This window comes from Stutzerimonas degradans, assembly GCF_024448505.1.
In the GTDB taxonomy this organism is placed as follows: domain Bacteria; phylum Pseudomonadota; class Gammaproteobacteria; order Pseudomonadales; family Pseudomonadaceae; genus Stutzerimonas; species Stutzerimonas degradans.
On record NZ_JAMOHV010000003.1, the window covers coordinates 25,429 to 49,992 of the forward strand.

Sequence of the window (24,564 nt, forward strand, 5' to 3'; positions counted from 1 at the left end):
ATGCACGGCCTGTGGCTGCGCCTGGTCGACAGCGGGCATCTGCTGCTCGACTTCATGGGGGCCGGCGGCATGGTCATGTGGGCGCTGGCGCTGCTCTGCGTGCTGTACTGGACGCTGGTTTTCGAGCGTGTCTGGTACATGCGCCGGGTGTTTCCGCACTGGGCCGACGACCGCCGCCGGGCCTGGGAGTATCTGGTCGATCAGCCTGGCGTCTGGCAGCGCGCCGTGCGCACTGCCTGGCTGGCGCAGGCGCAGCAGCAGCTGGCCGGACCGCTACGCCTGAGCAAGGCATTGGTCGCGCTGTGCCCGCTGCTCGGCCTGCTCGGCACGGTCAGCGGCATGATTGCAGTATTCGACGTGCTGGCGCTCAACGGTACCGGCAACCCGCGCGGCATGGCCGCGGGCGTCTGGCAGGCGACCCTGCCGACCATGGCCGGCATGGTGCTGGCCATTACTGGATTGTTCAGCCTGGCGCGCCTCGAGCGCATCGCCCGGCTGTCGCTCGACCGGCTGGCCGACCAGCTGCGTCACGATTGAGGATTTCTGGATGCGCATGCGTCGCCATCATTACCAGCAGGACGAAGACACCGGCATTGACCTCACGCCGATGCTCGACGTGGTGTTCATCATGCTGATCTTCTTCATCGTCACCAGCTCTTTCATCAAGGAGTCCGGCGTCGAGGTGCAGCGTCCACAGGCGAGCACCGCCAGTGCGCAGGACAAGGGCAACATCTTCATCGCGGTGACCGCCGACGGTCAGGTCTGGATCGACAAGCAGGCCGTCGATGTACGCAGCGTGCGCGCGCATGTCGAGCGCATGCGCGTCGATCAGCCGGAAGGCGCTGTGGTGGTGCAGGCCGATCAGGATGCGCGCACCGGGCTGGTGGTCCAGGTGATGGACCAGGCGCGCCAGGCGGGCGTGCATGATGTGGCCCTGGCCGCCAGCACGGACGCGCAGTGATGGCAGCGCTGGTGCGCGTGGTGCTGTCCTTCATCGCCGCCTGCGTGGTGGCGCTGTTGCTGTTCGCGTTGATGCTGAGCATGGTCAGCCCGCCGCGCAGCAAGGTGGAGCGGGAGCCGGTGGCGATCGCCAACTTCGTGCGCATGGACGGGCGCGACGAGAGCAGCGCCAGCCGTTCGCGCCAGCAGGCGCCACAGCCGCCGCAGCCGAAAACACCGCAACCGCCCACACCGCCGACGCCGAACATGGCCAGTCCGGATGCCAGTCTGCCGAAGCTCGATCTCGATCTGCCGAATATCGACTCGGGCATCTCGGTGGCGGCCGCTCCGGCGCCGAGCCTGTCCGGGCTCAGCGCCGCGGCGGCCAGCGCAGTCGCGGCGACGGCGGGGCCGGCAGCCTCCAGCGCCGTGGCCGGTGGTCAGTCCGGCGGACCCGAACATGAGGTGATGCCGCTCAATGACGTGCGTCCCGAATATCCCTATCGTGCGCGCCAGCAGGGGATCGAAGGGCACATCAAACTGGCCTTCACCATCAACCCGCAGGGCCGGGTGGAGAACATCCGCGTGCTCGAGGCCTCGCCGCGCAACGTCTTCGACCGCGAGGCGCGTCGCGCGGCGGCGCGCTGGCGCTTCGCCCCGCGCACCGAAAACGGTGTGGCGGTATCGCGTGAAGCCGTGAAAACCCTGCACTTCCGCCTGCAAGGAGAACGCTGAGATGTCTCGCCTGCTGATCCTGCTGACGTTTTTCCTGAGCCTGGCTGCGCATGCCGCGCAGAGCATCGACCCGGCGATCTTCATGGCGCTCGAGCGCGCCCAGACGGCCCAGGCCAAGGGCGATTATGCGGCGGCGCGCAAGGCGTTGAACGGCGCCGAGGCGCAGGCCGGTAGCACCGAGCAGGCGTTACTCTGGCGTAGCCGCGGTTATCTGGCCTGGGCCGAGGGCAACAATCGGCAGGCGCTGGAGTGGCTGGACAAGGCCGTCGCCAGCGGCAAGCTGGACGAGCAGTTGCTGGCCGGCGAACGGCTCAACCTGGCGCGGCTCAACCTGGTCGAAGGGCGTTTCGCCAAGGTCGTCAGCCTGCTGGCGAAGGCCGACCAGGCCGACGAAGACGTACTGCAGATGCTGGTGCAGGCCTATCAGGGGCTCGGTCAGCATGCCAAGGCACTGCCGCTGGCCGAGCGCTACATGCAGGCCAATCCGCGCGCGGACGACATCTGGCTGCAGTTCCTGGTTGCCGGCAACGCCGAGCTCAAGCGCTATGCCGCGGCCGAGCGCTGGCAGCGCCAGTTGTTGCTGCGGCATCCCGAGCAGGTGAAGGTCTGGCGCCAGCTGGCGGGGCTGCAGCAGCTCGCCGGTGCCGAGGATAAGGCGCTGGCGACGCTGCGCACCGCGCACGCCAAGGGCTTGCGCTTCAGTGAGGCCGAGCTGGACAACCTAGTGTTGCTGGCCAGCGCCGCCAACCAGCCGTGGCAAGGCGCCAAGCTGTTGCAAGGCATGCTCGACGCCGGCCTGTTGGCCAGTAACGGCAGCCGTCGCGAGCGGCTGGGCATGCTGTGGTGGCAGGCGCGCGAGCGCGGTGCAGCGGCGAAAATCTATCGCGAGCTGGCCAACCAGTCGGGCGCCGCCAAGTTCTGGATGAATGTCGCCCAGCTCGAGCTGGAGCAGGCGCACTGGCAGGCCGGGCTGGACGCGCTGAAGCAGGCCGAGCGCGCTGGCGCCGAGCGCCGTAAGGTGCGTGCCTGGCGGCAATGGGCCGAGGACGAGCTGAGCTTCGAGCGCGAACGCCAGGTCGCCCGCGCCGGCTGAGCGTCCGTCCGGGCCTTCAGTCCAGTTCGTACAGCTCGATCGTCTGCGCGACCATCCGGTAACCCGCCTCGGCCAGTTCGCTGCTGGTCGGCTCCACCGTCAGCGGCCCCTCGATCCAGTACGGCTGATACAGCTGGTCGACCCTGACGCCCAGCTCGCTGGTGGCGTGCACGATCTGGTTCGACGGCGGTGGCGGCACATGGGTGCAGGCGCCGAAGTAGGGCACCAGCAGGAACTCGATCACCCGACCTTCGCCATCCATCTCCAGCGGCACGATGTAGCCGGGCAGCCGGGCGACGATACCGTCCAGCGCCTCGACCACCGGCGCGGCCGGCGACTGTTGGCGGGCGGCTGGGCCGGTCTCCGCCGCCAGCGCGTCGGCCAGCTGCGATAGATCGTGCAGCGGCGTCGGCGGTGGCGGTGGTGGCGCACCCTCGGGAATCAGTTCCGACCATTGCAGCAGGCGCGCCTCGCCAGCGAAGGCGGCAGGCAGGATCAGCAGCAGGGCGAGCAGCAGACGCGACATGGATGTACTCACACTCTGATCGACAGGCCGTCGGCCAGCGACTGGCGATAGGCGCGCCAGGCGGGTACTGCGCCCATCAGCACGGCTGCCAGCAGAATCGCACCGAGCAGGCGCCATTCATAGCCGCTCGGCCAGCCGAATGGCAGGTACAGGCCATAAAGCTGCTGCAGCGGCGCCTGCGCCACGGCGATGCCGACATACAACAGCGTCAGTCCGAGCGCCGCGCCGGCCAGCGCCAGGGCGAACGCCTCGATCACCAGCAGCCCGGCGATATGCCAGGGACGCGCGCCCACCGAGCGCAGAATCGCCATCTCCCGGCGGCGCTCGTTGAGGCTGGTGAGAATCGCGGTGAGCATGCCGATCAAGCCGGTCAGCACGACGAACAGCGAGACCACGAACAGCGCCTGTTCGGCGGTGCCCATCAGACTCCAGAGCTCTTGCAGTGCTACGCCGGGCAGCACCGCCAGCAGCGGCTCGCCCCGATACTGGTTGATCTCACGCTGCAGGGCGAAGGTGGCGATCCGGCTGTTCAGACCGAGCAACACGGCGGTGATCTGCTGTGGCTGCAGGTCGAGCGCGCGCGCCTGCTCGGCACTCACCCGCCCGGCGCCGCGGGCCGGTACACCGCCGCGCCAGTCGACATGCAGCGCCTCCATGCCGGCGAGGTTGATGTGCAGCGTGCGGTCTACCGGCGTACCGGTGCGGCGCAGAATGCCGACCACGCGGAACGGCTTGTCGTCGTGCTGCACCAGGCTGACCTTGGCCACGCCATGCGCCAGCACGATCCGCTCGTCCAGCCGGTAGCCCAGGCTCTGCGCGACTTCGGCACCGAGCACCACCTCGAACGGATCGTCGGCAAACGCGCGACCCTCGGCCAACTGCAGCGGCTGCTGGCGGCCGAAGCGGTAATGCTGGAAATACGCCGGGCTGGTGCCCAGTACGCGGTAGCCACGGTGCGAGTCGCCCAGCGAGAGCGGAATCGCCCATTTGACTTGCGGGTGGCCGGCCAGCTGCTGATAGCTGTCCCAGCGGATGTTGTTGGTCGCGTTGCCGATGCGGAACACCGAGTACAGCAGCAGATTCACCGAGCCGGAGCGGGCGCCGACGATCAGGTCGGTGCCGCTGATGGTGCTGGCGAAACTGGCGCGCGTCTCGGTGCGGATCCGCTCGACGGCGAGCAGCAGGCACACCGACAGCGCGATGGCGAATACCGTGAGCAGGGCGGTGAAGCGGCGGTTGTTCAGGCTCGCCAGCGCCAGGCGCAACAGGTACATCCTCAGACCTCCGCGCCGCGCGCGGCGCGGTTGAGTTCGGCCAGCGTCAGGCTGCGGTCGAAGCGCGGCGCCAGGCTCTGGTCGTGGCTGACGAACAGCAGGCTGGCCCCGGCGGCGCGGCATTCGCCGAACAGCAGGTCGAGGAAGGTTTCGCGGCTGTCGGCGTCCAGCGCCGAGGTCGGTTCGTCGGCGATCACCAGCTCGGGCTGGCCGATCAGAGCACGCGCGGCGGCGACTCGCTGCTGCTGGCCGATGGACAGCGTATCGGCGCGTCGTGCCAGCAGTGTCGCCGGCAGGCCCAGCTGCTCGAGCAGGGCTGCCGCCGCCTGGGGCAGTCCACCGTGGCGCTGGATCGCCCGGCCCGCACGTAACCGCGAGAAGCGGCAGGGCAAGCAGACGTTCTCGTGCACCGGCAGGAACGGCAGCAGGTTGAACTGCTGGAAGATGTAGCCGGTGTGATCGACACGAAAACGGTCACGCGCACCAGCGGACAGGCGGCCGAGGTCTTCACCGAGCAGGCGCACGCTGCCGCGGCCGGCGCGTTGCACACCGCCGATCAGCCCGAGCAGGGTGGTCTTGCCGCTACCGGACGGCCCCTTGAGAAACAGGCTTTCGCCGCGCGCCAGGCGAAAGCGCGGAATGTCCAACAGTTCGGCCTGACCGGGCCAGGCGAAGCCGAGGTCGTCGAGTTCGAGCAGGTCGGAGGCTGACATCAGAACGTCAGCCGCGCATGGTCCGGCGTCAGCTCGGCGCCCTGCTGGCCGCGCGGGCCGATCAGCTGGACCTGAATCCGCTCGGTAGCCGGAAAGCGCTCGAAGAGCGTGCGCAGATCGAGTGCCTGTATCGCCTCGGGATGGCGGCAGTCGAGCCGGTAGCGCGCTTCGATGTCGCTGTGTCCATCGGCGCGGGCGGCGGGCTCGGGCTCGCTGGGCGCGGCGTCACCATCGCGGCGCTGATAGCCGGCGTGCGCGCCACCCAGCAGGTCGCCCTGCAGTTCCTGTTCGCTGACGTCGCAAGCGGCGGCTGCCGGCAGGCCGAACAGCACCAGCGGCTGCTCCAGCTGCTGGCGGGTGCGCGCCACCTGCGCTTCGTCCGCCGCGCTGGCCGGGGCGTGCTCGAAGCCCAGCAGATTTGCCGCCGGGCTGTGCAGTGCCAGCTCCAGAGCGGTGCCGTCCAGCGCCACATCGAGGTGAGCGGTGCCGTGCTCGTGGGCGCCCAGACTGGCGGCGGCATCGTGTTCGTGGTGGTCGTGGCCGTCCTGTGCTTGGCTGTAATTGAGAGGCAGCAGAACGAATGGCAGAGCGAGCAGCAGCGGGCGCATGGTCGGTTCCGGGAACTGAAAAGGTGGTTACGTTATAACGCCTTTTTGCGTCGACTGGCCAGCCCGTCGCGGTCATGGGAGCATGCGCCGCGCTACCGAAGGAGAGCAGCATGATTCGTATCCGTGGGCATATCGGCGAGTGGCCGGTCGATCTGAATATCGAGCTGGACGAGCAGGACTGGGCGCAGCTGGCGCGCAATCTGCCGCTGGCACCCAGCGAGCGCGTCATCGACGCCGCGCCGTCTGCCGACGACAGCCTGTGGCACACCGCGCGCGAGCGCCTGCGCCGCGCGGGCCGGCTGGACGGCCCCGAACTGTTTGCCGAGCTGGAGGCGCTGACCGGCAGTGCTTCGATGGCCAAGCGCCTACTGGTGCGGCTGCGCCACTGCGATCAGGTGCGGGTCGAGAACGGCACGGATACCGCGAGCTACCACTGGATCGGCGAAGGCTGCCCGGCGTCCTGACGAGTCAGTAGATCGCCTGGTACAGCTTGCGGCGGTACAGCGTGACCAGCGGATGGTCGCCGCCGAGCAGATCGAAGACCTGCAGCAGCGTCTTGTGCGGCAAGCCTTCGGCATAGCCGCGGTTGCGCACGAACAGTTTGAGCAGGCCGTCGAGCGCCGCTTCGTATTGCTGACGGGCGAGCTGCTGGATGGCCAGCTGATAGGCGGCCTCGTCATCTTCGCCGTTCTGCGCCAGGCGGCTTTTCAGCGTGGCGACTTCCGGCAAGTCGTTGGCCTGGCGCAGGAAGGTCAGCTGGGCGCGTGCGCCGGCCAGCGCCTGCTTGTGCTCGTCGCCCTTGACGGCATTGAGCACGGTTTCCGCTTCGCCCAGCTCGCCGCGTTCGGCCAGGCAGCGGGCGTACAGGATCAGCCCCGCGGCGTTCTCGTTGTCCTCGCCGAGCAGTTGCTGCAGCTGCGCTTCGGCCTCGGCGAAACGACCTTCGGCAAACGCCGCCTGCGCACTTTCCAGCAGATTGCCCTGCGGCGTGGCCGGTGCCTGTACATGGGGTTCGAGCATGGTGCGAATGGCCGACTCCGGCTGCGCGCCGGCGAAGCCGTCCACCGGCTGGCCGTCCTTGAACAGCACCACGGTGGGCAGGCTGCGGATACCGAAGCGGGCAACGATGTCCTGCTCGATATCGCAGTTGACCTTGGCCAGCAGCAGCTCGCCCTGGTACTCCTCGGCGATCTTCGCCAGCAGCGGCATCAGCGCCTTGCAGGGCGCGCACCACTCGGCCCAGAAATCCACCAGCACCGGCTTGTGGAAGGAGTTTTCGAGCACCAGCTGTTCAAAGCTGGCGGTGGTGACATCGAAGATATAGGGCGTCTGGCTCATCGGGATTCTCGGGCGGCGAAAGACGTGAAAGCTCGGCATGTTAAGTGGGGACGCCGGGTGCGGGAAGCAAGGGCGGGCGATGCGACGCGACGAAACGCGTAGTGGCCCCTATACTTGCGTCCCCTTTTCTTGGTGCGGCGATTGCAGTCGCGCAAAAGGAGTCATCGATGTCCGTTCTGTCCGACTTCCGGGAGCGCTATCTCGTGCGCTTCTGGTCGCCTTTGCCCGCGCTCGTCGCGCTGGGTGTCGCGTCCGCCTACTATTTCGCCATCACCGGAACCTTCTGGGCCGTCACCGGCGAATTCACCCGCTGGGGTGGCCACGTCCTGTCCTGGTTCGGCTACACACCTGCCGAGTGGAGTTACTTCAAACTAATCGGCCTGGCCGGCACGCCGCTCGATCGCGTCGATGGCGTGATGATCATCGGCATGCTGCTCGGCGCGCTGTGCGCGGCGCTGTGGGCGAACAACGTCAGCCTGCGCTGGCCGACCAGCAAGCGGCGTCTGGCGCAGGGGCTGATCGGCGGCGTCATCGCCGGCTTCGGCGCGCGGCTGGCGATGGGCTGCAACCTGGCGGCGTTCTTCACCGGGATTCCGATGTTCTCGCTGCACGCCTGGGCGTTCATGCTGGCTACGGTCGGCGGCGCCTGGATCGGCGTGAAGATCTGCCTGCTGCCCTGGCTGCGCACGCCGCTGAAAGTGGGTAGTCAGGCCAGTTCGCTGTTCGGCGACGTCGAGGGCACCCGGCGCCGCGCCACGCTGCAGGCGCGTCTCGGCGTGGCCGTTGCCGTGCTCGCCATCGGCTTCGCCGCCTGGCGCTTCGATACTTCGCTGGTGCTCGGTATGGCAGTGCTGTTCGGCCTGCTGTTCGGTGGGCTGATCGAGCGCGCGCAGATCTGCTTCACCAGCGCCGCGCGTGACCTGTGGACCACCGGGCGCACCCGTGCTGCATACGGCATCCTGCTGGGCATGGCCGTGGCCTGCGTCGGCACCTTCGGTGCGATCGCCCTGGGCGCGAGCCCGAAGATTTTCTGGATGGGGCCGAACGCGATCATCGGCGGCCTGCTGTTCGGCATCGGCATCGTCGTTGCGGGCGGCTGCGAGACCGGCTGGATGTACCGCGCAATGGAAGGGCAGGTGCACTTCTGGGTGGTCGGCATCGGCAATGTCATCGGCGGCACCCTGGTGGCGGTGTACTGGGACGAGCTGGGCTCGACGCTGGCGCTGCCGTATCCGAAGGTCAACCTGCTGGAAAGCTTTGGCCCTACCAGCGGCCTGATGCTGACCTTCGCCGGCCTGGCCGTGGCCATGCTGCTGGTGCATCTGAACGCCAAACGTTTCCAAACCAAGAGGAGTCCTGCCCGTGAGCCAGGCCAAACCGAATCTCTCGCTTGATCTGCGCGGCGAGCACTGCCCGTACAACGCCATCGCCACGCTGGAAACCCTGGCGACCATGCAGCCGGGGCAGTTGCTGGAAGTGGTCACCGACTGCTCGCAGTCGGTCAACGGCATCCCGGAAGACACCCGCGCCAAAGGCTACAACTGCCTGAGCGTGGAACAGCACGGCTCGCTGTTCCGCTTCCTGATCGAAATCCCCGCCTGACCTCAGTCCGGGACGGCCGCCGCGGTCGTCCCGGATGCCCGCAGCGGCCAGCTGCCCAGCTCGCGATAGCGCGCGCCCTGCGCGGTAGTTTCCGAAACGAACAGCACGAAGCGATCCACCGTCCAGCCGAATGCCGGGCTGTGGCCGTGCACGCGCTCGTGGCCATGGCGTGTCAGCGTCAGGTGTGGCAGGAACGGCCGACTGTCGAGCACCAGCCCGAGTGCGGCCAGTTGCGCACGCAGTGCCGCGGCGAGGTAGTCCAGCGCCGGCGGTGGTGCGCTTGGCTGCAGGCAGATGAAACCCTTGCCGAGGGTGATCAGGCGATCCAGCGTCAGCTCGAATGCCGGGCAGTCGAGATCGGCCGCCAGCCGCTGCAGGCCGTCGAGGCAATCGGCCGGTTGCACGCCGAGAAACGCCAGGGTCAGGTGCAGGTTCTGCGGCGGCACCGGTCGGCCTTGCAGCGCCTGCTCGTCGCGCCAACGACAGATGGCTGTCGCCTGCTCGGGCGGGCAGGGCAGTGCGAAGAACAGACGCAGAGTTGACTCGCTCACGGCAATCTCCGGCAGCTATCGCGCCGCGTGATAGAGGCTGACCTGGCGGAATTCGGCCGGCTCGGCGAGATCCGGCCAGGTGCAGGCGTCCAGCACATCCAGGCGCCGATACAGCGGATGGGCGAAGTTGCGCACCCGCGAATCGGCCACCAGCGCTTCGCGACCTCGACTGAGGAAGTGATCCAGCAGCGGCAGGTTGGCGCGATCGTAGAGCACATCGGCGACGATGATCAGATCGTAGTGATCCGCCTCGGCGAAGAAGTCCTGCGAATAGCGTAGTTCCACGTCGTTCAGCGCGGCGTTTGCCCGGCAGGCGGCGAGCGCCAGCGGGTCGAGATCGCAGGCCACCACTTCCGCCGCGCCAGCCTTGGCCGCGGCGATGGCGGCGACACCCGAGCCAGCACCGAAATCCAGCACGCGCTTGTCCCGTACCCATTGCGGCCGCTCGGCCAGCCAGCGCGCCAGTACCAGGCCGCTGGCCCAGCAGAAGCACCAGTACGGTGGGTCTTCGAGAATCCGCCGGGTTTCCTCGGGGCTGAAGGCGCGATCCATGTTGGCCGCATCAATCAGCCACAGGCGCAGATCGGTCTCCGGCAGCGGCTCGGCAACCAGCCGGGCGTCGCCGAGCAGTGCGTTCAGTGCCGCCTGCAGTTGTGCCGGTGCCGTCACGGGGCGGGCACCAGCTGCAGCGGGCCGAGCGCCTGGCTGCTGGCATTGCGGATCTGCAGCGCCGGCAGACGCATGATCAGCTGCCCGGCGCGTGTCACCCGCCCGCGCAGCTCGACGCGCTGGCCCACGGGGAAGACATCAGGGTTGAACTGCAGCATGAACGGCAGCTCCGAGCCGCGCCCCTTGAGCTGCACGTTGCTCAGCAGACGATCCGGCTGGTCGCGGCGGTCGACCTCCAGCAGCGCCAGTTCGACCTCGCTGCCGGCCGGCGCGCCGATCAGGCTGCCGCTCAGTTCGTTGTGCAATTTCGAGTGCGGTGCGCTGCTCAGTTCGACCGGTGCGGGCGGCACGGGCGGCTGGCTGCTACAGCCGACCAGCAGGATCAGCAGCAGGGGCACGAAGGCGGTACGCAAGGGCACGGAAAGCTCCAGAACTACGGCGAATCGGGCTTGTATAGCAGCAAAGCCGCTGCCTTGTCTTGCCGGTCGGATGCGCTACCATGGCCGCCCCGACGTTCGACCGAATCCCGCCCATGCATTGTCCGTTCTGCAGTGCCCATGACACCAAGGTCATCGATTCCCGCCTGGTTGCCGAGGGCGATCAGGTACGCCGCCGCCGCGAGTGCCTGGCCTGCGGCGAGCGCTTCACCACCTTCGAAACCGCCGAGCTGGTGATGCCGCGACTGATCAAGTCCGATGGCAGCCGCCAGCCGTTCGACGAGCAGAAGCTGCGTGCCGGCATGCAGCGCGCGCTGGAGAAGCGCCCGGTCAGTGTCGAGCGGCTGGAAGCGGCCATCGCCCACATCAAGCACCAGCTGCGTGCCACCGGCGAACGCGAGATCAAGTCGCGCGTGCTCGGCGAACTGGTGATGGCCGAGCTGCAGAAGCTCGACGAGGTCGCCTATATCCGCTTCGCCTCGGTCTACCGCCGCTTCCAGGACCTCAACGAGTTCCGCGAGGAAATCGAACGGCTGTCCCGCGAGCCGGCGAAGTCCGAATGAGCGCCAGCGATCACGCCTGGATGGCCCGTGCGCTGCAGCTGGCGCGCAAGGGGCTGTATTCGACCCATCCGAACCCGCGCGTCGGCTGCGTCATCGTCGCCGCTGGTGAGCCGGTCGGTGAAGGCTGGCACGTGCGCGCCGGCGAGCCGCATGCCGAGGTTCACGCGCTGCGCCAGGCCGGCGAACAGGCCCGCGGCGCCACCGCCTACGTCACCCTCGAACCCTGCAGCCACCACGGGCGCACGCCGCCTTGCGCGGAAGCGCTGGTCAAGGCCGGCGTCGGCCGCGTGGTAGCGGCGATGCAGGACCCCAATCCGCAGGTCGCCGGGCGCGGGCTGCACTTGCTGCGCAGCGCTGGCATCGAAGTCGCCAGCGGCGTGCTGGAAGCCGAGGCGCGCGAGCTCAACTGCGGCTTCATCAAGCGCATGGAAAGCGGTCTGCCGTTCGTGCGCGCCAAGCTGGCGATGAGCCTGGACGGGCGCACGGCGATGGCCAGCGGCGAAAGTCAGTGGATCACCGGCCCGGCGGCCCGCGCCGAGGTGCAGCGCCTGCGTGCCCGCTCCAGCGTAGTGCTGACCGGCGCCGACACTGTGCTGATGGATGGCGCACGGCTGACCGTCCGTGGCCCCGAGCTGGGGCTGGACGCGGAAACGACCGCGCTGGCACTGCAGCGCCCGCCGTTGCGCGTGCTGGTCGATGGCCGGCGGCGCGTGCCGCTGGACGCGCCGTTCTTTCAGGCCGGTCCGGCGCTGGTGGCGACGGCCATGACCGGTAGTGCGGAGGCTTATCAGGTCGCCGGCCACGAGCTGCTGGTGCTCGGTCAGCAACAGGTCGATCTGACCGCTCTGCTGCGCGAACTGGCCGCCCGTGGTGCCAACGAGGTGCTGGTCGAGGCCGGGCCGCGGCTGGTCGGTGCCTTCGCCCGTCTCGGGCTGATCGACGAGTACCAGATCATCATGGCCGCCAAGTTCCTCGGTTCCTCGGCGCGTCCGTTGCTGGAGTTGCCGCTGGAGCGCATGAGCGAGGCGCGCGAGCTGAAGATCGTCGACATCCGCGCGGTGGGAGACGACTGGAAGATCGTCGCGACTCCCGCCAGCTGAACGCGACATCCGGCTCCTCAATCCACGGCTGCCGATAGCGCCAGGCTTTCGTCGCCATAACCGCTGCGAATGCACAAGCTGGCTGCCGTTAGCGCCTATTTGTGTTAAAAACGCTGCCGGGCCGCGAGTGGCCCAACGTTCTCAGGGCGGGGTGCGATTCCCCACCGGCGGTAATGCGCAGTTACAAGGATGAAAGCGTAGCGAGCGCTGAGCAGGCAAGGCGTGATTCGACGAGAAGGCGGAGTTTACTGCGGTAAATGAGCACTTCGAGAAGGACCACAACGCAGCATGCTCTGCGCGCAGTAGCTTTCAATCGCGTCTAGCCCGCGAGCGCTTGCTTCGGCAAGGTCAGCAGACCCGGTGTGATTCCGGGGCCGACGGTATAGTCCGGATGAGAGAGAGCGGGATATTCCGATGGGCGCCGTTCGCGCGCCCGTCATGCATCCCTATCGATCTGTAGCGCCCTGTTTTTCAAAACAGGAGTTCGTCGTATGCAGCGTTTCACCAGCCTTCCGCGGGAGGCCACATGTTCACCGGAATAATCGAAGCCATCGGCACCATTCGTGCGCTCACGCCCAAGGGCGGCGACGTCCGCGTGCTGGTCGATACCGGCAAGCTGGATCTGGGCGACGTCAAGCTGGGCGACAGCATCGCCGTCAACGGCGTCTGCCTGACCGCGGTCGAGCTGCCGGGCAACGGCTTCTGGGCCGACGTTAGCCGCGAAACCCTGGCGCGCACCGCCTTCATCGATCTCAAGGCCGGCAGCCGAGTCAACCTGGAAAAGGCGCTGACGCCCACCAGCCGGCTCGGCGGGCATCTGGTCAGCGGTCATGTCGACGGCGTCGGCGAGGTCGTGGCGCGCGAGGATAACGCCCGCGCCGTGCAGTTTCGCATCCGTGCGCCGCGCGAGCTGGCCAAGTACATCGCGCTCAAGGGCTCGATCACCGTCGATGGCACCAGCCTGACGGTCAATGCGGTCAACGGCGCCGAATTCGAGCTGACCATCGTGCCGCACACCCTCGGCGAAACCATCATGGCCGACTACCGCCCCGGGCGGCAGGTGAACCTGGAAGTCGATCTGCTGGCGCGTTACCTGGAGCGCCTGATGATGGGCGACAAGGCCGCCGAACCCAAGGCCTCGGGGCTCACCGAAGGTTTTCTCGCCGAGCACGGCTACCTGAAGAATTGAGGAGACGCCCCATGGCGCTCAACACCGCTGAAGAACTGATCGAAGACATCCGCGCCGGCAAGATGGTCATCCTGATGGATGACGAGGACCGCGAGAACGAGGGCGACATCATCATCGCCTCCGAATGCGTCACCGCCGAGCACATCAACTTCATGGCGCGCTTCGCCCGCGGGCTGATCTGCATGCCGATGACGCGCGAGCGCTGCGAGCTGCTCAAGCTGCCGCTGATGGCGCCGCGCAACGGTTCCGGTTTCGGCACCAAGTTCACCGTTTCCATCGAGGCCGCCGAGGGCGTGACCACCGGCATTTCCGCCGCCGACCGCGCGCGCACCGTGCAGGCAGCGGTAGCGAAGAACGCGGTGGCCGAAGACATCGTCAGTCCCGGCCATATCTTCCCGCTGATGGCGCAACCGGGCGGCGTGCTGGCGCGTGCCGGTCACACCGAGGCGGCCTGCGACCTGGCGCGCATGGCGGGCTTGGAGCCTTCCGGGGTGATCTGCGAAATCATGAACGATGACGGCACCATGGCGCGTCGTCCCGAGCTGGAAGTGTTCGCCGAGCAGCATGGGCTGAAGATCGGCACCATCGCCGACCTGATCCACTACCGCATGATCCACGAACGCACCGTCGAGCGGGTGTCCGAGCAACCGCTGGACACCGAGCTGGGCCAGTTCAATCTGGTGACCTACCGCGACGGCGTTGAGGACACCGTGCACATGGCGCTGACCCGCGGCGAAATCTCGCCCGAGGAGCCGACGCTGGTGCGCGTGCACAACATGGAGCCGCTGCGCGACCTGCTGCTGGTCACCGTCCCCGGGCGCTGGAGCCTGCGCGCGGCGATGACCGAAGTGGCCAAGGCCGGCAAGGGCGTGGTGCTGCTGCTCGGCAATCCGCTGACCGGTCCGCAGCTGCTCAGCCAGCTCAATCGTCAGCAACCGCCGATGCCGGCGACCTACAGCACGGTTGGCGCCGGTTCGCAGATCCTGCGTGATCTGGGCGTGCGCAAGATGCGCCTGATGAGCGCACCGATGAAGTTCAACGCGATATCCGGCTTTGATCTGGAAGTTGTAGAATACCTCCCGGCCGAATAATCAGAGGCGCCGCGCAGTCCGCGGCGCCTTCGTTCTTTAAAGAGATGAGAAAGCACCCATGCCCCTGAAGACCATCGAAGGAACCTTCATCGCCCCGCAGGGCAAGTACGCCCTGGTCGTAGGCCGCTTCAACAGCTTCGTCGTCGAGAGCCTGGTCAGCGGCGCGGTCGACGCGCTGGTTCGCCACGGCGTCAGCGAAAACGACATCACCATCATCCGTGCACCGGGTGCCTTCGAGATTCCGCTGGTCGCGCAGAAAGTCGCCCAGCAGGGCGAATACGACGCCATCGTCGCCCTCGGCGCTGTCATTCGTGGCGGCACGCCGCACTTCGAATACGTTGCCGGCGAATGCACCAAGGGGCTGGCTCAGGTCTCCATGGAGTTCGGCGTACCGGTCGCCTTCGGCGTGCTGACCGTCGACTCCATCGAACAGGCTATCGAGCGCTCCGGCACCAAGGCCGGCAACAAGGGCGCCGAAGCCGCACTTTCCGCACTGGAAATGGTGAGCCTGCTGTCGCAGTTGGAGGCGAAGTGAGCCTGAATCACGACGATAGCCAGGACGCTCCGCAGCCCAAGGCCAAGGGCAAGATCGCTACCCGCCGGGTGGCGCGCAGCCTGGCGATGCAGGCGCTGTATCAGTGGCACATGGCCGGTCAGAGCCTCAATGAGATCGAAGCGCAGTTCCGCGTCGACAACGATTTCAGCGGGGTCGACGGTGCCTACTTCCATGAGCTGCTCAATGGCGTGGCCCGCAAGAAGACCGAGGTCGATCAGGCCATCGAGCCGAACCTCGACCGTCCGCTGGACGAGCTGGATCCGGTCGAGCTGGCGATCCTGCGTCTGTCCACCTACGAGCTGATGCAGCGCGTCGACGTGCCGTATCGCGTGGTCATCAACGAAGGTATCGAGCTGGCCAAGGTCTACGGCGCCACCGACGGACACAAGTTCGTCAACGGCGTGCTGGACAAGCTGGCGCCTTCGCTGCGCAGCGCCGAAGTGCGCAACCACAAGCGCTGAGGGCCGCTCGCCTTGTTGGGTGAGTTCGAGCTGATCCGTCACTACTTCGCCGCCGCCGCTTGCGCCAGGGCTGGCGGCGAAGTCGTGCTGGGCATCGGCGACGATTGCGCCCTGCTGGACATTCCGACCGGCGAACAGCTGGCCGTTTCCACCGACACCCTGGTCGCCGGGGTGCATTTCCCCGATCCCTGCGATCCGTTCCTGCTCGGCCAGCGTGCACTGGCGGTTGCTGCCAGCGATCTTGCCGCCATGGGCGCGACGCCGATCGGCTTCACCCTGGCCCTGACGCTGCCGGCTGCCGACGCACTCTGGCTGGCCGAATTCGCGCGCGGCCTGGATGCGATGGCGCTCGACTGCAGCCTGCGTCTGATCGGCGGAGATACCACGCGCGGGCCGTTGTGCCTGACCGTCACCGTGTTCGGCCGGGTTCCGGCGGGGCAGGCACTGGTTCGGCATGGTGCGCAGGTCGGCGATCTGCTCTGCGTCGGCGGCGCGCTCGGAGAAGCCGCCGGCGCCTTGCCGCTGGTGCTGGGGCAGGCTGAGGCCGCTGCGGACGTTGCCGAGCATCTGCTGGCGCGCTACTGGTCGCCACAACCGCAGCTGGCGCTGGGCGAGGCGTTGCGCGGACGGGCCACGGCGGCGCTGGATATCTCCGACGGGCTGCTCGCCGACTGCGGACATATCGCCAAGGCCTCGGGCGTCGCGCTGCGGATCGAGCGCGAGCGGGTACCGCTGGCCGCGCCGCTGCGGCGTTTCGCCGGCGACGCCGAGGCGCTGCGCTGCGCACTCGCCGGTGGCGACGACTACGTGCTGGCCTTCACCCTGCCGCCCGCCGAGCTGGCGGCGCTGCAGGATGCCCAGTGGCCGGTGCATGTCATCGGCTGCGTCGCGGCCGGGCTGGGTGTGCAGCTGGTCGACGCGACGGGCAACGAACTGCCGGTGTCCGCGCGTGGCTACAACCATTTCCATGCATAGGCGTCGCTGCGCCAGCACGATCAGAAAAGGAACGCTGTCTTGACTGACTCCTCGCCGCTCGCGGCCAAGCCGCAAGTCCTGGTCTGGTCCAACCCCTGGCACAACCTGGCGTTCGGCTTCGGTTCCGGCCTGATGCCGAAGGCGCCTGGCACCTGGGGTTCGCTGGTGGCGCTGCCGTTCGTGCCGCTGTGGCAGCTGCTGCCGGGCTGGGGCTACGGCGTGCTGCTGGTGCTGAGCATGCTGTTCGGTATCTGGCTGTGCGGCAAGGTGGCGCGCGAGCTGGGCGTGCACGACCACGAGGGCATCGTCTGGGACGAGTTCGTCGGCATCTGGATGACCTTCTGGCTGGCGCCGCAAGGCTGGCACTGGCTGCTGCTCGGTTTCGTCGTGTTCCGCGTGATGGACATCGCCAAGCCCTGGCCGATCAGCTGGGTCGACCGTCATGTGCACGGCGGCATCGGCATCATGCTCGACGACATCCTCGCCGGTGCCGCTGCCTGGGCGGTGATGCAGGGGCTGGTGGCGCTGCTGGCGTGATCAAGTGTGCGGCGGCTCGCTGAATCCTCCGCTCGGCTGGCGGAAGATTGCCCGGCCCGTCCAACGTCTCCTTTCAAGGACTTCCATGCGTCGCTTTGAACTTCTTCTCGCTGGCCTGCTGCTGTTGCCGTCGCTGACGGTGTCCGCGCCGATGGTGCAGGTGGTCGGGCTGTTTCCCGGTGCCGCAGTGCTGAACGTCGATGGCCAGCGCAAGCTGGTCCGGGTCGGCCAGACCGGGCCCGGCGGCGTCGAAGTGGTGAGTGCCGATTCGCGCGGTGCGGTGCTGCGCGTCGGCGGCGTCGAGCGCAGCTACGGCCTGAGTCGCGAGTACAGCGGCGCCGGCTATGCCGCGCCGGAAAAGACCCAGCTCAGCGTGGCCAAAGGGGTGGGCGGGCATTACTGGATCGCCGGATCGATCAACAGCCAGCCGGTGCAGTTCCTTGTCGATACCGGAGCGACTTCGGTCGCCATCAACGAAAACCAGGCGCGGCGGCTGGGCATCGATTACCGGGCCGCCGGCCAGCCGCTGTTGGTCAACACCGCCAGCGGTACGGCCAAGGCCTGGCGCGTGCGCCTGAACAGCGTCAAGGTCGGTGCCATCGACGTGCTGGGCGTCGAAGCGGTCGTGCTCGAGGGCGAATCGCCCAGCGAAGCCCTGCTGGGCATGAGCTTCCTCGGCCGGGTCAGCTGGCGCGAGGACCAGGGTGTGCTCAGGCTGGAGTCGAAAATCTAGCGCTGGCAATCCTGCTTCGGCGGAGGAGCGCCGTGCCACCCGGCCGGGCGGCATCGGCGCATCGATTCGGATTGCATTTGGCCGATTACGCTCGCCCTTTGCGCCTGCCAGTTAGTGTTACAATATCCGCCTTTTTCCTCTCTGGGATTTCCGCCCGTGTCTGTCGTGTTCGTCGCCGCTTCCAAACTGCCGACGCCGTTCGGTGTGTTCACCATGCATGGTTTTCTCGACCAGGACACCGGCAAGGAACATGTCGCGCTGACCCTCGGCGACGTGGCCGATGGCAAGCCGGTGCTGGGACGGCTGCATTCCGAATGTCTGACCGGCGACGCGCTGTTCAGCCTGCGCTGCGATTGTGGCTTCCAGCTCGAGGCGGCTATGCGTGCTATTTCCGAAGAAGGGCGCGGCGTGCTGCTCTACCTGCGTCAGGAAGGTCGCGGCATCGGCCTGCTGAACAAGATTCGCGCCTATGAACTGCAGGACGGCGGCGCCGACACCGTCGAGGCCAACGAGCGTCTGGGATTCGCGCCGGACATGCGCGACTACGGCATCTGCCTGCCGATGCTCGAGCACCTGGGTATCGCCGAGGTCAAGCTGATGACCAACAACCCGCGCAAGGTCAAGGCGCTGCAGGGCTTCGGCATCCGTGTGGCGGAGCGCAAGCCGCTGCAGATCGCGCACAACCCGCACAACCGCAAATACCTCGCGACCAAGGCCGGCAAGCTCGGCCACATGCTCGGCGAGATTCATCAGGGCGAAGCCGAACAGTCGTGAATCGCGCCGCTGTCCGCCGCCAGCTCGCCCGCGAGGGCTGGCTGCATGCCGCGCTGATGGTGCTGCCGGCGCTGCTGCTCGGCCGCACCGGGCTGCAGCTGGGCAACGGGGGACTGCTGCTGTTCGCCGCGGGCCTCGCCTCGCTGTTCTTCAGTCTGCCGGCGTTCACCCGCTTCAAACATGCGCTGATCGCTACCGAACAAGCGCTCGGCTGCGAGACCGAATTCGATGCCTGGGCTCATCTGCGGCGTGTCCGGCGCCGTGCGCTGCTGATCGCCTCATTGCCGGCCTGGCTGGCCGCGGTCGGTGCGCTGTTCGGCATGGAGCCGGTGGCGCGGCTGCTGCTGGTGCTCGGCAGCCTTACCTTGCTCGTCCTCTATCGCATTCCGCGGCAGCTGCGCTGATGCGATTGTTGTGGGTCGTCGCGCTGCTGCTGGTGTCGCTTTCGGCGAGCGCCGCACAGCGGGTGGTAAGCCTGGCGCCCTCGCTCAGCGAAATCATGCTCGAACTGGATGCCGGCGACCGGCTGGTCGGAATGCTTGACGGCGGCGAGCGACCGCCGGCATTGGCGGGCGTGCAGTCGGTCGGGCGCTATGGTCAGGTGGAGATGGAAACCCTGCTCAGCCTGCGCCCCGATCTGGTGCTGCTCTGGCCGGACAGCATTCCGCGCGGCCAACGGCAGCAGTTGCAGCAGCTCGGCGTTCGGTTGCTGGTGGTCGAGCCGTCGCGTCTCGAACAGCTGGCCGAACAGTTCGCGCTGATCGGCCGCGCCGTCGACCGTGCCGAGCAGGGCGCTCAGCTGGCCGAGCGCTTCCGCCACGGCCTGGCGCAGCTACGCCAGCAGTACGCGCGCAAGCCACCGCTGCGGGTGTTCTATCAGGTCTGGCATCGCCCTCTGTATACGCTCGGCGGCCCGCAGATCATCAGCGAGGCGATCACGGTGTGCGGTGGGGTGAACGTGTTCGCCGACCTTCAGCTGCCGGCGCCACAGGTGAGCGTCGAAGCCGTGCTGGCGCGCGATCCCGAGGTGATCCTTGGCGGCAGCGGTGCCGAACTCGACAGCTGGAAAGCCTGGCCGCAGCTCAGTGCGGTACGCAGCGGTCGCCTGCTGGCCGTGCCGGACAAGGGACTGGAGCGGCCGAGCTTCCAGATGCTGGGGGCGATCGGGAAGCTCTGCGAAGTGATGGCGGCAGCGCCCTGAGCGGGCGCGCCGGTAGACGCGATTACAGTGACGGAGTCCAGGTGACGGCGAACAGTGCGGTGCGGCCTTCAGTGTTATATCCGTAACGGCCGTTGGCGGTGCTGTAGGTGGTTTCCGCATAGTCCTTGTCGAACAGGTTATCCAGCTTCAGGTCGAGCTTGAGCTCCTGATTGGCACGCCAGCTGCCACGTAACCCCACCAGGCCATATCCGCCCATTTCGATGTCGTTGTCGGCGTCGTCATAGCGACCGCTGACGGCTCTCCAGCTAGCGCCTACCGAAAACTCGCCCAGCTGCCGGTCCAGATCCAGGCTCAGCGTGCGCTTGGCGCGACGGGCGAGTGTATGACCGCTATCGCGATCGCGTGGGTCGATGAGGCCGGCAGCGAGGCTGGCCCGCCAACCGAACAGGTCCTGCCGAAGAGTCGCCTCCAGCCCGTTGATCCGCGCGGTCTGGACATTCTGAGGAATCCAGAAGGCGTCCGAGACAATGGCGTCCTCAATGTCAGTGCGGTACAGCGACAATTCCAGCGAGCCGCTTTCACTGTAGCGGTTGCGCCATTGGAGCTCGTAGCTCTTGGATTTTTCGGGCGTAAGGTCCGGGTTTCCGAACCAGGAGTCATAGAGTTCGTTAAATGTTGGGGCGCGGAAGCCCTCGCTGTACGACACGACCACGTCGTTGCGGGTATCCAGCGGTACGGTAAGCGCCGCGTTCCAAGTGTTTTCGCTGCCGTACTGTTCGTTCTTGTCGTGGCGTAGGCCAATCTCGGTAGAGAACGCGTCGCCGTTATAGCGGTGCTGGATGAAGGCTGCCTGGTTCCAGCGTGAATCCTTGGAAAAGTCGCTCGAACTGTGCAGTTGGTCCTCATGCCAATCGGCACCGAGCAACAACTGATGCGCCGGATCGAGCTGAAGCGTATTCACCCAGCTGGCCGAGTCACGGTATGTCGAGTAGCTGTAGAACATATAGGCAGGAGCCAGTGGGGTGTCGTTTCCGGTGTCTCGCTTGTCCTCGCTGTGCCCGACTTCGAGCCGGCTGTCCCAGACATTATTGAGCTCGGCGTCAACGAACCCAGAGATGCTGCTCAGCTGGAAATCCGTGGTTGGTTTGGATGTGCCGCCCAAGTCTTCGAATTCGTTCTCTCCCCGCTGATCAATTGCGCTCACGCCGACTTCAACCGAGTCATTGAAGCGGTGCGCAAGATTCAGGCTGAGCGAGCGATTGCGGTAAGCGTCGTCATCGCCATTGGCGCCGAAGCTATCGCGCGTCGCATCGATACCTTGGGTTTCGTCCAGCGCGGCCCCCAGGTTGAAGCGAGTCTGGCCATTGCCCCCGGAGAGGCCCAGGCTGCGTTCGAAGGTGCCGTTGCTTCCGACGCCGAAGCGGGCCGCAGGCGCAAGCCCCTGGCCGCTGCCTTGGCGGGTGAAGATCTGCACCACCCCACCGATTGCATCCGAGCCATACAGCGCAGACCGCGGGCCGCGCACGACTTCGATCCGTTCGATCTGATCGGGGCTGAGAAATTCGAGGCTGCTGGTGCCGCTGGAGGTCGCTGCGATGCGCTGACCGTCGACCAACACCAGGGTCTGGGTGCTGGAGGTGCCGCGAAGGAACAGGCCGGTTTGGCTGCCTGCTCCGCCTGTGCGGGTGATGCTTACGCCCGGCACACGTTCTAGCAGCTCGACGACGCTGCGAACCTGCAGCCGCTCGATATCGTCGCGGTTGAATACAGTGGTAGCCGCCGGGGTCTGGCTGCGTCGCTGTGGTTCGCGGTTTGCGCTGACCACCGTATCGGAGAGCTTAAGCGCTTCTTCTCGCGACAGATCGGCCGCATATGCATGAGCGCCAGGCAGCAGCGCCACGGCCAGGGCAAGTCGGGACAGTTTCATTCTTGGAATTCCTCAAAAGATCACAGCTTTCGAGGAGGGCAGGAACAAGCGGGGGCGAAAGGGCAGACGGCCGCGCTTGACGGTGCTGCCCTCCGCAACACCCGTCGAATCCACCAGGCCGGTCTCCGGGCTTTCGACGCTCATCGCGCTCGCCTTCCCATGTCGGAACACAGTGGCTGTCGAGCGGACGGCGATCCGGCTGGATCGCGGTCGATTACCGTTGCGGGGGCAGCGCCGGCCTTGCTCTCGCGAGCGCACCGGCTTCCCGTTTAATGCGGACCTTGCGGTCGTGCACACCTGGGCGGATAAGAAATCGCGCGAACCATACGGCCGCATGCGGCTAAACACAAGCTGATCGAAGGAGGTACGCGGCCGCAGATGCGCCACGGAGACAAGGCGCAGCCTGTTAGAATCCGCCCTTTTTCACCCCGCCGAATCGGCGCTGCGAGCCTGCCATGACCTTCGCCTCCCTGGGCCTGATCGATCCGCTGCTGCGAACCCTGGAAACCCTCGACTACCGCAAGCCGACGCCGGTGCAGGCCGAAGCCATTCCCGCCGTGCTCAAGGGCCGCGACCTGATGGCGGCGGCGCAGACCGGCACCGGCAAGACCGCCGGTTTCGCCCTGCCGTTGCTGCAGCGCCTGACCATGGAAGGCGCCAAAGTCGCGAGCAATTCGGTACGCGCGCTGGTGCTGGTGCCGACCCGCGAGCTGGCCGAGCAGGTGCACGAGAGCTTTCGTGTCTACGGGCAGAACCTGCCGCTGCGCACCTACGCGGTGTACGGCGGGGTCAGCATCAACCCGCAGATGATGGCGCTGCGCAAGGGCATCGATGTGCTGGTGGCAACCCCCGGCCGGCTGCTCGATCTGTACCGGCAGAACGCCGTGGGTTTCAGCCAGCTGCAGGCGCTGGTGCTCGACGAGGCCGACCGCATGCTCGACCTCGGTTTCGCCGACGAGCTGGACCAGCTGTTCGCCGCCCTGCCGAGGAAGCGCCAGACCCTGCTGTTCTCCGCGACCTTCTCCGAGGCGATCCGGCAGATGGCCCGCGAGCTGCTGCGCGACCCGCTGTCGGTCGAGGTCAGCCCGCGCAATGCTGCGGCGAAGACGGTCAAACAGTGGCTGGTGCCGGTGGACAAGAAGCGCAAGTCCGAGCTGTTCCTGTATCTGCTGGCGGAACGGCGCTGGGGCCAGGTGCTGGTGTTCGTCAAGACGCGCAAGGGCGTCGACCAGCTGGTGGATGAGCTGCAGGCGCAGGGCATCGCCAGCGATGCGATCCACGGCGACAAGCCGCAGGCCTCGCGGCTGCGCGCGCTGGAGCGCTTCAAGGCCGGCGAAGTACAGGTGCTGGTGGCGACCGATGTCGCCGCGCGCGGGCTGGATATCCACGACCTGCCGCAGGTGGTCAACTTCGACCTGCCGACCGTCGCCGAGGACTACGTGCACCGCATCGGCCGCACCGGCCGCGCCGGCGCCTCGGGCGAGGCGATCTCGCTGGTCAGCGCCGATGAAGTCGATCAGCTGGCGGCCATCGAAACGCTGATCAACCAGGTGCTGCCGCGCCACGACGAGCTGGGCTTCGTGCCGGATCATCGCGTGCCGACCACCACCCTCGGCGGGCAGATCATCAAGAAGCCGAAGAAACCGAAGAAGCCCAAGGACGCCGCCGGCAAGGGCAAGATCCACCTCGGCAACTGGTTCGACGAGAACGAAAAGCCCAACGCCAAACCCATCCGCAAGGTGCCGAGTCTGGGCGGCGGCAAGCCGGCGAAGAAGCGCTGATCGGCCTGGCGCGCGGAAACGGCGCAGCCTTGTCCACGGCACGGATCGCGCGCGGGCCGTGCAAGGGCGATTTGTTGAGCGTGCCTGCGACGGTTTGCGTCATCACGCGGTTGGCGATTGAGGTCTAGGCTTGGTCCGGCCTGCCGACGCAGGCCCGTACGTCCTGTCTCAAGGAGTCAACCGATGACCCAGACCATGAAAGCCGCGGTGGTACATGCCTTCGGCGAGCCGCTGCGCCTCGAGGAAGTCAAGGTGCCGCTGCCCGGCCCCGGCCAGATTCTGGTGAAGATCGCCGCCTCCGGCGTGTGTCACACCGACCTGCATGCGGCCGAAGGCGACTGGCCGGTGAAGCCGGCGCTGCCGTTCATTCCAGGCCACGAAGGCGTCGGCCATGTGGCCGCAGTCGGCGCCGGCGTGACGCGGGTGAAGGAGGGCGACCGGGTCGGCGTGCCCTGGCTGTACACCGCCTGCGGTTGCTGCGAGCACTGCCTGACCGGCTGGGAAACCCTCTGCGAGAGCCAGCAGAACACCGGCTACTCGGTCAACGGCGGCTATGCCGAATACGTGCTGGCGGACCCGAATTACGTGGGCATCCTGCCGAAGAACGTCGAGTTCGACGAGATCGCGCCGATCCTCTGCGCCGGCGTCACCGTCTACAAGGGCTTGAAGGTCACCGGCGCGCGGCCCGGGCAGTGGGTGGCGATTTCCGGTATCGGCGGCCTCGGCCATGTCGCGGTGCAGTATGCCAAGGCCATGGGCCTGCACGTGGTGGCGGTGGATGTCGACGACGCCAAGCTGGAACTGGCCAAGCGCCTGGGGGCCAACCTGACCATCAATGCACGCACGGAAAATCCGGTGGAAGTGGTGCAGCGCGACATCGGCGGGGCCCATGGCGTGCTGGTCACGGCGGTGTCCAACAGCGCCTTCGGTCAGGCCATCGGCATGGCGCGCCGGCGCGGCACCGTGGCGCTGGTCGGCCTGCCGCCGGGAGATTTCCCGACGCCGATCTTCGACGTCGTGCTCAAGGCGATCAGCATCACCGGGTCCATCGTCGGCACCCGCGCCGATCTGCAGGAGGCGCTGGACTTCGCCGGCGAAGGGCTGGTCAAGGCGACCATCCATACCGACAGCCTCGACAACATCAACCAGATCCTCGACGACATGCGCGCCGGTCGTATCGAAGGCCGCATCGTGATGAAGATGTAGGCACCGGACGGCGGCCTTCGGGCC

At 67.1% G+C, this 24,564-nt stretch carries 31 protein-coding genes and 1 riboswitch; of the genes, 21 read left to right on the forward strand and 10 right to left on the reverse strand.

Annotation, left to right across the window (positions count from 1 at the left end; translation table 11 throughout):
- From NAV27_RS05200 to NAV27_RS05215, 4 genes are read left to right on the forward strand one after another with little or no spacing between them, the layout of a single operon-like run.
- Positions 1–537 (forward strand): MotA/TolQ/ExbB proton channel family protein, encoded by a 537-nt coding sequence (locus NAV27_RS05200; RefSeq protein ID WP_178099714.1) that lies wholly within the window; start codon positions 1–3, stop codon positions 535–537.
- Positions 538–547: 10 nt separating this feature from the next.
- Positions 548–961: an ExbD/TolR family protein gene (locus NAV27_RS05205; protein WP_102827719.1), complete on the forward strand. Its 414-nt coding sequence runs from the start codon at positions 548–550 to the stop codon at positions 959–961.
- Entirely contained in the window at positions 958–1,674 is a 717-nt protein-coding gene (locus NAV27_RS05210) for an energy transducer TonB (RefSeq protein WP_102827718.1), read from the forward strand. Before NAV27_RS05205 ends, NAV27_RS05210 begins: the two co-directional genes overlap by 4 nt.
- Position 1,675: 1 nt before the next feature.
- Positions 1,676–2,767, forward strand: a complete 1,092-nt coding sequence (locus tag NAV27_RS05215; protein ID WP_102827717.1) for a tetratricopeptide repeat protein — start codon at positions 1,676–1,678, stop codon at positions 2,765–2,767.
- A gap of 16 nt (positions 2,768–2,783) precedes the next feature.
- Here the strand turns inward: NAV27_RS05215 and NAV27_RS05220 are convergent, their stop codons facing one another.
- The 4 genes from NAV27_RS05220 to NAV27_RS05235 are packed head-to-tail and all read right to left on the reverse strand — an operon-like array spanning position 2,784 to position 5,888.
- A complete protein-coding gene (locus NAV27_RS05220; protein WP_102827716.1) occupies positions 2,784–3,293 on the reverse strand; it encodes a DUF3299 domain-containing protein in 510 nt (169 codons plus the stop codon).
- A gap of 8 nt (positions 3,294–3,301) precedes the next feature.
- Positions 3,302–4,567 (reverse strand): ABC transporter permease, encoded by a 1,266-nt coding sequence (locus NAV27_RS05225; protein WP_102827715.1) that lies wholly within the window; start codon positions 4,565–4,567, stop codon positions 3,302–3,304.
- Positions 4,568–4,569: 2 nt separating this feature from the next.
- A complete protein-coding gene (locus NAV27_RS05230; RefSeq protein ID WP_102827714.1) occupies positions 4,570–5,280 on the reverse strand; it encodes an ABC transporter ATP-binding protein in 711 nt (236 codons plus the stop codon).
- On the reverse strand, positions 5,280–5,888 hold the full coding sequence (locus NAV27_RS05235; protein WP_102827713.1) for a DUF2796 domain-containing protein: 609 nt from the start codon (positions 5,886–5,888) through the stop codon (positions 5,280–5,282). The genes NAV27_RS05230 and NAV27_RS05235 overlap by 1 nt, the downstream gene beginning before the upstream one ends.
- A gap of 110 nt (positions 5,889–5,998) precedes the next feature.
- Between NAV27_RS05235 and NAV27_RS05240 the strand changes: the two genes are divergently transcribed.
- Positions 5,999–6,352: a hypothetical protein gene (locus tag NAV27_RS05240; protein ID WP_102827712.1), complete on the forward strand. Its 354-nt coding sequence runs from the start codon at positions 5,999–6,001 to the stop codon at positions 6,350–6,352.
- A gap of 4 nt (positions 6,353–6,356) precedes the next feature.
- Here the strand turns inward: NAV27_RS05240 and trxA are convergent, their stop codons facing one another.
- The gene (gene trxA, locus NAV27_RS05245; RefSeq protein WP_008570575.1) at positions 6,357–7,226 is read right to left on the reverse strand and encodes a thioredoxin; all 870 of its coding nucleotides are present in this window, start codon (positions 7,224–7,226) and stop codon (positions 6,357–6,359) included.
- A gap of 167 nt (positions 7,227–7,393) precedes the next feature.
- On the opposite strand from trxA, the gene yedE reads away from it, so the two are divergent.
- Both yedE and yedF read left to right on the forward strand, forming a co-directional pair.
- On the forward strand, positions 7,394–8,620 hold the full coding sequence (gene yedE / locus NAV27_RS05250) for a selenium metabolism membrane protein YedE/FdhT (RefSeq protein ID WP_102827711.1): 1,227 nt from the start codon (positions 7,394–7,396) through the stop codon (positions 8,618–8,620).
- Complete coding sequence (gene yedF, locus NAV27_RS05255; RefSeq protein ID WP_003289152.1) at positions 8,589–8,828, forward strand: sulfurtransferase-like selenium metabolism protein YedF; 240 nt, start codon at positions 8,589–8,591, stop codon at positions 8,826–8,828. Before yedE ends, yedF begins: the two co-directional genes overlap by 32 nt.
- Positions 8,829–8,830: 2 nt before the next feature.
- Here yedF and thpR read toward each other — a convergent pair whose 3' ends face one another.
- Genes thpR through NAV27_RS05270 form a run of 3 tightly spaced genes read right to left on the reverse strand, consistent with a single transcriptional unit; the run spans position 8,831 to position 10,461 of the window.
- Positions 8,831–9,379: an RNA 2',3'-cyclic phosphodiesterase gene (gene thpR / locus NAV27_RS05260; RefSeq protein WP_102827710.1), complete on the reverse strand. Its 549-nt coding sequence runs from the start codon at positions 9,377–9,379 to the stop codon at positions 8,831–8,833.
- A 15-nt stretch (positions 9,380–9,394) separates the two neighbouring features.
- A complete protein-coding gene (locus tag NAV27_RS05265) occupies positions 9,395–10,048 on the reverse strand; it encodes a class I SAM-dependent methyltransferase (RefSeq protein ID WP_102827709.1) in 654 nt (217 codons plus the stop codon).
- Positions 10,045–10,461, reverse strand: a complete 417-nt coding sequence (locus tag NAV27_RS05270; protein WP_102827708.1) for a YbaY family lipoprotein — start codon at positions 10,459–10,461, stop codon at positions 10,045–10,047. The genes NAV27_RS05265 and NAV27_RS05270 overlap by 4 nt, the downstream gene beginning before the upstream one ends.
- A 119-nt stretch (positions 10,462–10,580) precedes the next feature.
- On the opposite strand from NAV27_RS05270, the gene nrdR reads away from it, so the two are divergent.
- The 12 genes from nrdR (at position 10,581) to NAV27_RS05330 (ending at position 19,665) form a co-directional block, all read left to right on the forward strand.
- On the forward strand, positions 10,581–11,048 hold the full coding sequence (gene nrdR, locus NAV27_RS05275; protein WP_003289148.1) for a transcriptional regulator NrdR: 468 nt from the start codon (positions 10,581–10,583) through the stop codon (positions 11,046–11,048).
- Positions 11,045–12,148 (forward strand): bifunctional diaminohydroxyphosphoribosylaminopyrimidine deaminase/5-amino-6-(5-phosphoribosylamino)uracil reductase RibD, encoded by a 1,104-nt coding sequence (gene ribD / locus NAV27_RS05280; RefSeq protein ID WP_102827707.1) that lies wholly within the window; start codon positions 11,045–11,047, stop codon positions 12,146–12,148. The genes nrdR and ribD overlap by 4 nt, the downstream gene beginning before the upstream one ends.
- Before the next feature lie 526 nt (positions 12,149–12,674).
- Complete coding sequence (locus NAV27_RS05285; RefSeq protein WP_102827706.1) at positions 12,675–13,337, forward strand: riboflavin synthase; 663 nt, start codon at positions 12,675–12,677, stop codon at positions 13,335–13,337.
- Positions 13,338–13,348: 11 nt separating this feature from the next.
- Positions 13,349–14,428: a bifunctional 3,4-dihydroxy-2-butanone-4-phosphate synthase/GTP cyclohydrolase II gene (ribBA, locus tag NAV27_RS05290; protein ID WP_008570567.1), complete on the forward strand. Its 1,080-nt coding sequence runs from the start codon at positions 13,349–13,351 to the stop codon at positions 14,426–14,428.
- Between the two features lie 58 nt (positions 14,429–14,486).
- The gene (ribH, locus tag NAV27_RS05295; RefSeq protein WP_003289143.1) at positions 14,487–14,963 is read left to right on the forward strand and encodes a 6,7-dimethyl-8-ribityllumazine synthase; all 477 of its coding nucleotides are present in this window, start codon (positions 14,487–14,489) and stop codon (positions 14,961–14,963) included.
- A complete protein-coding gene (nusB, locus tag NAV27_RS05300; protein WP_102827705.1) occupies positions 14,960–15,445 on the forward strand; it encodes a transcription antitermination factor NusB in 486 nt (161 codons plus the stop codon). Before ribH ends, nusB begins: the two co-directional genes overlap by 4 nt.
- Positions 15,446–15,457: 12 nt before the next feature.
- The gene (thiL, locus tag NAV27_RS05305; RefSeq protein WP_102827704.1) at positions 15,458–16,420 is read left to right on the forward strand and encodes a thiamine-phosphate kinase; all 963 of its coding nucleotides are present in this window, start codon (positions 15,458–15,460) and stop codon (positions 16,418–16,420) included.
- Positions 16,421–16,459: 39 nt separating this feature from the next.
- Entirely contained in the window at positions 16,460–16,957 is a 498-nt protein-coding gene (locus tag NAV27_RS05310) for a phosphatidylglycerophosphatase A family protein (RefSeq protein ID WP_008570563.1), read from the forward strand.
- A gap of 85 nt (positions 16,958–17,042) precedes the next feature.
- Positions 17,043–17,690 carry a retropepsin-like aspartic protease family protein gene (locus NAV27_RS05315; RefSeq protein WP_102827703.1) on the forward strand — a complete coding sequence of 216 codons (648 nt, stop codon included), beginning with the start codon at positions 17,043–17,045 and terminating at the stop codon, positions 17,688–17,690.
- A 156-nt stretch (positions 17,691–17,846) separates the two neighbouring features.
- Positions 17,847–18,464 carry a GTP cyclohydrolase II gene (gene ribA, locus NAV27_RS05320; protein WP_008570561.1) on the forward strand — a complete coding sequence of 206 codons (618 nt, stop codon included), beginning with the start codon at positions 17,847–17,849 and terminating at the stop codon, positions 18,462–18,464.
- The gene (locus tag NAV27_RS05325; protein WP_102827702.1) at positions 18,461–18,868 is read left to right on the forward strand and encodes a hypothetical protein; all 408 of its coding nucleotides are present in this window, start codon (positions 18,461–18,463) and stop codon (positions 18,866–18,868) included. Before ribA ends, NAV27_RS05325 begins: the two co-directional genes overlap by 4 nt.
- Positions 18,868–19,665 (forward strand): cobalamin-binding protein, encoded by a 798-nt coding sequence (locus NAV27_RS05330; protein ID WP_102827701.1) that lies wholly within the window; start codon positions 18,868–18,870, stop codon positions 19,663–19,665. The genes NAV27_RS05325 and NAV27_RS05330 overlap by 1 nt, the downstream gene beginning before the upstream one ends.
- A gap of 22 nt (positions 19,666–19,687) precedes the next feature.
- On the opposite strand, the gene NAV27_RS05335 is transcribed toward NAV27_RS05330, so the two are convergent.
- Positions 19,688–21,553 carry a TonB-dependent receptor domain-containing protein gene (locus tag NAV27_RS05335; RefSeq protein ID WP_102827700.1) on the reverse strand — a complete coding sequence of 622 codons (1,866 nt, stop codon included), beginning with the start codon at positions 21,551–21,553 and terminating at the stop codon, positions 19,688–19,690.
- Positions 21,554–21,565: 12 nt separating this feature from the next.
- Positions 21,566–21,697: a hypothetical protein gene (locus NAV27_RS19220; protein WP_423836204.1), complete on the reverse strand. Its 132-nt coding sequence runs from the start codon at positions 21,695–21,697 to the stop codon at positions 21,566–21,568.
- A riboswitch (cobalamin riboswitch) is annotated at positions 21,653–21,869 on the reverse strand. It overlaps the preceding gene by 45 nt.
- 139 nt (positions 21,870–22,008) lie before the next feature.
- Between NAV27_RS19220 and rhlE1 the strand changes: the two genes are divergently transcribed.
- Positions 22,009–23,334: an RNA helicase RhlE1 gene (rhlE1, locus tag NAV27_RS05340; protein WP_102827699.1), complete on the forward strand. Its 1,326-nt coding sequence runs from the start codon at positions 22,009–22,011 to the stop codon at positions 23,332–23,334.
- Between the two features lie 183 nt (positions 23,335–23,517).
- Positions 23,518–24,540 (forward strand): alcohol dehydrogenase AdhP, encoded by a 1,023-nt coding sequence (adhP, locus tag NAV27_RS05345; RefSeq protein WP_102827698.1) that lies wholly within the window; start codon positions 23,518–23,520, stop codon positions 24,538–24,540.
- Positions 24,541–24,564: the final 24 nt, after the last annotated feature.